Raw genomic sequence first — 6,793 nt, 5'->3', positions numbered from 1 at the left:
ATCATGCCGAGGACGATTGTGCCAAACGGCAGGTGAGCATTGATGATGTTTCCCAGCGCGGCAATCGCTGCGCTCGCAACGAGAGACACGAGCAACATGAAACCTAGCGCAGCAACCAAACCCAAACTTGCTGCACGGGCGCGGACCAGGCGCGACAAGGAATCCCCCCGAGGTTCGACCTTCCATATTGTGTTCAGCGATTGCTGCATTTCGCGTCCGCATCATCTGATTCATCGGCAGATCTTGTGAAAAGGCCCGCCACGTCGATGTGGCGAGCCTTTTCGGCCCTGCAGCGTCAGGTCAAAATCAGGACGATCTTCAGCGTGTCCGGATCGACGATGACGACCCGACCGTCGGCCAATACGAAATACTCGTAGGTTTCGTAGGCTGGTACAGACGATGCAACCGAATCTTGTGCCGGGGAACCTCAATGCCGACCGAAATATCGAAATCGACACTGGACACCGGCTCGACCCTGGTCTCCTTGATGACCTGGGTGATCTGGGTTTCCACCGTGACATTGGTGATGGAAGCAGTCGACCCCTGATCAGTCTGTGTCGATGCCTGAGCCTGCTCGTCGGTCTGGACCTTTGCTTTCCCCTGGGCCTGTTGGTTGGTGGTCGCACTAGCCTTGCCCTGCGCCTGCTGGTCTGTCTGGATCTTGGGCCTCACCCATCTTCATCTTCGAACCCTTTTGGCAGTCGGCCGCGCCGGCTACGCAATTGGCGTTAGCTGCCCGAATGAGTTTCGGCCGGCCGTGTCTGAGCTACCGCCGCCCACACCCAACGCCGAGCACCAGCATGCTGGTGATCAGACTGTGTTTCATGGGATGTCTCCTCGAAAGTATCAGTCCCTTCGCTGGGTAAACCTCCGCTGAAAGGCTTTGTTCCAGGCGATTGGCACGTCCTGACAAGGCAGAGATTGGCCGAAACCAGGAACCGATGGCGTCTACGGCCAGGCACCGGAGAAGACGGAAAATCACGGCCGCTGAAGACTGCCAGTCAGACAGCCACGATCGACGGGTGGCGAAGGCGTTACGGTTCCGGGCTACTTTCTCACTCGACCTCAATAATCTTTCGTGCTGCTTTCTTGACGGCGCCTCGATGACGTTCGGCGGGACCCTTCTTTTCGACAGATGCTTCCGCAGAAAGGCGCTGCGCTCGCAGCCGCGCCGTCTTCGCATCTCTGGCCAGACGCTCAGCCTCGATCGTCAGTTTCGATTCGCGATCAGCGCGCTCAATCCGCTCCTTGTCGACGCGTCGTTGGGTCATGAAAGCCTCCACCGCTAAGAGACCCATGAATTCCTAGCCGGCAAAAATGTTCCTAAATCTGTTTGCTGGTTGACTGACGTCGCTGACTCACGGCAGTTTCGTCAACTTCCGCTTCCATCAGGTCGCCGACCGGCTTGGCCTTGTTGGCGCCGGTGATGGGCTCACCGTCAAACCCCAACAGCCATGCATCGGCGATTCGTCCCAGACCTGCGGAACAGTTCGAGCCTTGCCGTCCTTGCGGGCCTGCGCACCGTACATCCCCGCGTATGTGATGCGCTCCTGGTCCTTCTTAGCCACGGCCATGTTCGTCCTCCTCGACACGTTGTCGCTGAACGCGAAATTGCCCGCCTCGGTATGTTTTGCCCACTCCGAGCGGATGCAGGCGACATGCGCAAACCGACAGGCGCGGGGCCAGCTCTAGTGGCGCACTCCAAGGATGCCAGAACCTCCGCTGCCACCGGGCAAAACCCGCAAGCCGCCATGAAGAAAGCGCATAATCACGGCCGACTCCATGGCAGCGACCACCTGCCCTTGCAGACTGTTCAGGTGTTCAGCTGAAAGCGACCTGCACTGGCGAGCAAGTTCGGTTTACCGTGTACCATTGCCTGATGTGCAATAGGCGAACCGGCAGAACTGTTTGCGGGCGGGCACATTCACGGACGACTGGTCACCGGGTTCGAAACAATCGAGCATCTGGCATTCCAGCGAAACTTAACTCCGTTGTTGATCGCGCCCATAGCACCTCAGCGGTGGGCCACGTAGGCGTTCATGCCCCTCTTGATTGCCCTGCGAGCTTCCGCGGCGTTCTGCCAGCCCTTGAACTTTATGGTCTTGCCCGTTCCAAGCACCGACGAGAGAAAGAACTGTTCGATTTCGCGCCGCAAATCATCAGGAACACGATCCGCGGCCACCGGCTCGTCTGTAGCGTCCTCTCGATGGGGAGAGAAGATAACCGATCGTTGCGCACCGCCTTCCCGCCTTCGTCCTTCTGCTTGACGCTCAAAGCGCCTAGCAGATTGCATTTGATCACAACGCCAGGGGCGGTCGATGCCTGATGGATGACCAGCCCATCGAGAGGATCACCGTCTTCGCCCAATGTGGACGGGATGAAACCCCAGTCATAGGGATACATCATGCCGACCGGCAAAGGGCGGACATAGCCAAACACCAGCGTTGCTGGATCGAAGGCAAGCTTCGCTGTAGCGCCGCGTGGGGTTTCGATCACTACGCGAATGAGGCCGTTGGAGGTTGTCGGCAGCTTCTGGTAGTTGGGCATCGGGATGCCTCTCTTTCGGATTTGTGTGGCGATTTCGGCAGGTTCCATCCGCTCTCGTGACACGCGATGGAACTTCAGAGCGCGCGGAATGTTCCGAAGAGCCGACTAAGAAGAGGTCCAGATATGACAAAACCCTCTCTGCACATGCTGAAGGGAGTGGGCTATCTCATCTCAACGACGAGCGTGATCCTGCTCGCCATTGTAAGCTGGTCGAGCGCTTCTTCGAAAAGCTACGTGCTCACAGCATGTCTGGTTGGCGGCGCGGTCTTATCCATCATCGGTATGTTCTGCCGCTGGCTGACATATGAGATTGAGAAGCGCCGGGAGAAGAACTAGCCGACGAGAGTATTGGTTGGCCCGTTGTCGATGAAAGTGTGCATAAGCCTGCAGAGATGTGACATCGTGCAGATCAGGCATCTTCTCCATTTAGGAATGCATCGCCCGTTCCCTAGCAGGGGGAACCGACCTGCGAGTTTGTTGTTGTCCTTCACACACCGGAGATAGCACCATGCCAAAGGACCAGACCAAATCCCAGGATACCGACCGCGAGGCGATGCACCTCGCCGAGACGACCGACGTGTCGCCTAAGCAGGCGAAGGATCTTTTGCGCGAGCACGGCGGCGACAAGAAGAAGGCCGCCGAAAAGGCAAAGAATTTCAAGGCTGAGGGATAGCGGTGCAGGCAGCGCTGGACGACAAAGCAACGCCAGACCGGAAAGAATTCGGTGCCTGAGGTCGAACTTTCGATCCGTCCAAAGGTTTCGCCGATGGGGGATAAGGTAGTCAATAACCACCTATGATCGGCAGGATTTCGCCGGTGATGTAGCTTGAACATTGCGGAGATGCCAGAAACACATAGGCGGGTGCGATCTCTTCCGGCTGCGCTGGACGTCTCATCGGCGTCTTCGCACCAAACTTCGAGACGTCGCCAGCCTGTTTTTCGGAAGGGTTGAGCGGTGTCCACACTGGACCCGGTGCCACTGCATTGACGCGGATGCCTTTGTCGATAAGGTTGCCTGACAGGGCTCTTGTGAAGGCGTGAATACCCCCCTTGGTCATCGAGTAGTCGATCAGTTCTTTCGACCCGTCTATACCGGTTATAGAACCCGTATTGACGATCGCTGAACCGCGCTTCATATGCGCCACCGCCTCCTTGGCCATATGGAAATAGCCGTAGAGGTTGGTTTTCATTGTGGTGTCGAAATGCTCCTCGGTCAGGTCGGCAAAATCCGTCGAATGCACTTGGAACGCTGCGTTATTGACCAGCACGTCGAGCCCTCCCAGTTGCTTGACGGTAGTGGTCACAGCCTTGCGGCAGAAGGTCCGGTCTGCGACATCGCCGCGGAGCAGGATGCAGCGGCGACCCTCGCCTTCTACCGCTTGCTTCGTCACCTCGGCGTCGCCATCCTCCGACAGATAAACTATCGCGACGTCGGCGCCTTCGCGCGCGAAAAGGACTGCGACTGCCCGCCCGATGCCGGAATCGCCGCCAGTGACCAGTGCCACCTTGCTTTCCAGCTTGCCGGAGCCGCGCCAGAACGGCGCGTCGTAAAGCGGAGCCGGTCTGATCTCGGCCTCATGGCCGGGTTTGGGGTGATGTTGCTTGGGGAAAGGCGGTGCCGGGTATTGTCGCGCCCCGGCCTGCATCGCGCCGGCCGGTTTTGATTTCGATTTGGCCCCGTCGTCCGCATCGACTTTGCGCTGTATGCGTCGCTGCTTTTGCATGGCGTTGGACGTGTTGGTTTTGGTTGCGGTCGGCATGGATGTCTCCTGGGTTTCGGGGACAACGTGCGTTCAAGGAAATGGTTGACCGTTGCCACGGCATGGACGGCGACGTCGCCGATTTGCGCGTTTATTTGACCCATCACTCGATGGCCCATAGGCGCCGACACATCTGATTGTTGGCGGTGCCGTTTTTAGCGCGGCGTGGGGAGTTGGAGTCTTTGGACTAGAAACTGGGCTTCTCGGTTTAGCGGCGACCAATTGCTGCCACCCAGAAGATTGACGAGATCGCGGCCTGATCTTCTCTGATGCCTGTTTCTTTGATTAAGCGCTCAATACCGAGCCGTCCCTTGATTGTGGCTTCCGACATGCGTCTGCATCTCGAGGTTGTACAGCTCTAGGTTAAGTCGGATCATCAGGGTTGATCGTCGGTTGATCGTTAAGCAGCGTAGAAAGAGCCGTGATAATCTGGGGCAGGAAGAAGGGTTTCGTGATCATGACGCTGTTTGGGACGCCCTCAGCGCCCCAATGGATAGCGCTGTCGCCGCTTATGTAGACCACCGGGATGGTAGAGTTAGCTTGCCGCAAATACTTGGCTAACTCCCAACCGGACTGGCCAGCCCCAAGGCGAATGTCCGTAACAATGCCCCTAAATTTGGCAGGGTCAGCATCGAAGGCCGCAATCGCTTGCGCGGCATCCTGAGCCGGTACGACTTCAAATCCTGCTTCTGATAAGGCCGACTTGAGATCAAGCAAAATAAGCGGTTCGTCCTCAACGACCAGAACCGCACTGACACTCATTTGCTAATTCTCCAATCGCGCCCTATTACGCTTGAACCCGCAGTTTGGTTCCGTAGCGCTACCATCTAACGAACGGCGCATCCTTGCGGTTATCTCCGGAAACGATTTTTGGCAGCGCTTTCAGCGTTCCCTGTAGCGCAGACGACAGCGGCTGCATGGTACTCTTTTACAAACCGTTCCGCCTCTCCCATAGGCCGGCGCCATTTGGCAAGCTCCCGCCAAGGCGGTGCCGCCTTTCGACGGTCGGCCTAGCCTTTCAAGCGCTCGGTCACGGCAACTTGCCATGTTCGAACGGCCGACGGCATAACGCGGCTCTCTATCGCCGAAGAGCATGAGAACGCCGCCGACCGCATTGCGGACGTGTCGCGGGCGGGATCTGCAAATAATTCTTCGACGTGCTGCCCTGATGCTCCGGAACGTTTCGGGTGTGCCGCTGGAGCCGGCGACGGAGGATGCGCTGAACCCCATTGCCGGTGAGATGGGAATTGGCAGGCCGGATTTGATTCAGATCGTATTGCGCGAGTGGCTGGAAAAGAACGCCTATCTGCCGGTCCGGATGATCGACGCGGAAAGCGAGACGGACGGGGGCGCCTGAAGACCGTGGAGACAACATTAAGGTGTAGGAGTGGTCCAGAATATATCGTTTTACACAATCGCTAATCGCTAGACTCACGCGCTAGCTCGGCTGTTAATTTTGCCTCAGGGTGAGAGGAAAAAGGTAGCGAATTGGGAGGAAGTAGTCGCATGAATTATGATTTCGGCATCGGCCAACCAGCTGAAGATGATCAGCCTTACGAGGTTAGCGCTTTCGCCAAAAAGCATGGCCTGACGATCCCAGCTGCGGACGCCGTTCTTTTCGCAAAAGGCCCGTCTCGGCCCGCGTGCGATGCCGCCGCATTGGCTTTCCTCTGTGCAGTCGCCGCATACGCCAAGAAACAATCGGCGCGCTAGCCTTCCGCAATCACGATGCTTCACTTTGCATTAGCACAAGCGCATAAGAGCCCAGCCGGCGGCGGTGTTCTCACAAGTACCCCCGTCAGCTAGGCCCGGTACCCCTAGCCACATCCCAACAGAGAGGGTGCCGGGCCACTGCATCCAAGCCCTCCAGCCGAAAAGCCCGCCGCCAGGGTTGGCAGCGGGCCATTTGACAGAGAGGCCGGCAGGAGTGACACAGGCACCGACCGATGCAATAAACGTCGATGGTCCGAAATGTGTTCCGCTGCCGTCATCGTTGGTTATTTCCGTACAAAGTTCCACGGCTATTCACCTTCGGCGGGTCGCTCTGGCCTTTTCGGTTGGACCTGCGGCGGGCCTGCCGCACAAAACGGGCACTTTCTCTAGTTCTCCGCATGGCTAAGAACGACCGTGCCGTTTGCCTTGCGACATCTTTTGCCGTTATCTCGGCGTCGAACATTTCCTTATCGACGATGCCCTGTCTTCCATAGCGGATGACAGTAAAGGCCATATTTGGTCGTCCCTTCCGGGCAGCCACCAAGGGAACTGTATGGCAGCTGGAACGGAAAGTCACAATTAAACAAGCGGCCTTTGAGGGCGGGCAGCCTCACAGAGACTCATCAGCGCGTTTCCACCGGCCGCTGTCCTACGCCGCCGAAGTCCGGGAGCGTACCTGGTGCGTGAACCTTCAGGGGAACAGAAGCTCAAAGCCCCACGTTCTAATGCGATCAAGGGAGTACAAAAATGGTACGCCAAATCGCAATCACCTT

9 protein-coding genes and 2 pseudogenes are annotated in these 6,793 nt (G+C 57.6%); 4 read left to right on the top strand and 7 right to left on the bottom strand.

Annotation, left to right across the window (positions count from 1 at the left end):
* Positions 1–318: 318 nt before the first annotated feature.
* The 4 genes and pseudogenes from AC1DZU_RS35115 to AC1DZU_RS35100 all read right to left on the bottom strand — a co-directional run.
* Complete coding sequence (locus AC1DZU_RS35115; RefSeq protein ID WP_477292002.1) at positions 319–672, bottom strand: hypothetical protein; 354 nt, start codon at positions 670–672, stop codon at positions 319–321.
* Positions 673–1,055: 383 nt separating this feature from the next.
* The gene (locus AC1DZU_RS35110) at positions 1,056–1,271 is read right to left on the bottom strand and encodes a hypothetical protein (protein ID WP_477292000.1); all 216 of its coding nucleotides are present in this window, start codon (positions 1,269–1,271) and stop codon (positions 1,056–1,058) included.
* A gap of 743 nt (positions 1,272–2,014) precedes the next feature.
* Positions 2,015–2,293 carry an inorganic diphosphatase gene (locus AC1DZU_RS35105; protein WP_477291998.1) on the bottom strand — a complete coding sequence of 93 codons (279 nt, stop codon included), beginning with the start codon at positions 2,291–2,293 and terminating at the stop codon, positions 2,015–2,017.
* A gap of 23 nt (positions 2,294–2,316) precedes the next feature.
* Positions 2,317–2,547: pseudogene (locus AC1DZU_RS35100) on the bottom strand (inorganic diphosphatase); the annotation flags it as partial.
* Between the two features lie 123 nt (positions 2,548–2,670).
* Between AC1DZU_RS35100 and AC1DZU_RS35095 the strand changes: the two are divergent.
* Both AC1DZU_RS35095 and AC1DZU_RS35090 read left to right on the top strand, forming a co-directional pair.
* On the top strand, positions 2,671–2,883 hold the full coding sequence (locus AC1DZU_RS35095; protein WP_477291996.1) for a hypothetical protein: 213 nt from the start codon (positions 2,671–2,673) through the stop codon (positions 2,881–2,883).
* Positions 2,884–3,055: 172 nt separating this feature from the next.
* A complete protein-coding gene (locus tag AC1DZU_RS35090) occupies positions 3,056–3,220 on the top strand; it encodes a hypothetical protein (protein WP_457155259.1) in 165 nt (54 codons plus the stop codon).
* Between the two features lie 109 nt (positions 3,221–3,329).
* On the opposite strand, the gene AC1DZU_RS35085 is transcribed toward AC1DZU_RS35090, so the two are convergent.
* The 3 genes from AC1DZU_RS35085 to AC1DZU_RS35075 all read right to left on the bottom strand — a co-directional run bounded on the left by AC1DZU_RS35085 (position 3,330) and on the right by AC1DZU_RS35075 (position 5,069).
* Positions 3,330–4,307: an SDR family oxidoreductase gene (locus tag AC1DZU_RS35085; RefSeq protein WP_477291993.1), complete on the bottom strand. Its 978-nt coding sequence runs from the start codon at positions 4,305–4,307 to the stop codon at positions 3,330–3,332.
* A gap of 208 nt (positions 4,308–4,515) precedes the next feature.
* Positions 4,516–4,638 carry a hypothetical protein gene (locus AC1DZU_RS35080; RefSeq protein WP_477291991.1) on the bottom strand — a complete coding sequence of 41 codons (123 nt, stop codon included), beginning with the start codon at positions 4,636–4,638 and terminating at the stop codon, positions 4,516–4,518.
* Between the two features lie 32 nt (positions 4,639–4,670).
* Positions 4,671–5,069: a response regulator gene (locus AC1DZU_RS35075; protein ID WP_477291989.1), complete on the bottom strand. Its 399-nt coding sequence runs from the start codon at positions 5,067–5,069 to the stop codon at positions 4,671–4,673.
* 303 nt (positions 5,070–5,372) lie between these two features.
* Here AC1DZU_RS35075 and AC1DZU_RS35070 point away from each other — a divergent pair.
* Both AC1DZU_RS35070 and AC1DZU_RS35065 read left to right on the top strand, forming a co-directional pair.
* Positions 5,373–5,664: pseudogene (locus AC1DZU_RS35070) on the top strand (hypothetical protein).
* Positions 5,665–5,813: 149 nt separating this feature from the next.
* A complete protein-coding gene (locus tag AC1DZU_RS35065; RefSeq protein ID WP_457155369.1) occupies positions 5,814–6,020 on the top strand; it encodes a hypothetical protein in 207 nt (68 codons plus the stop codon).
* Positions 6,021–6,793 lie beyond the last annotated feature (773 nt).

The organism is Mesorhizobium sp. P2_A12 (assembly GCF_056405075.1).
Note: the sequence above shows the minus strand (reverse complement) of the source record. Positions and strands in the feature narration are given on the sequence as shown.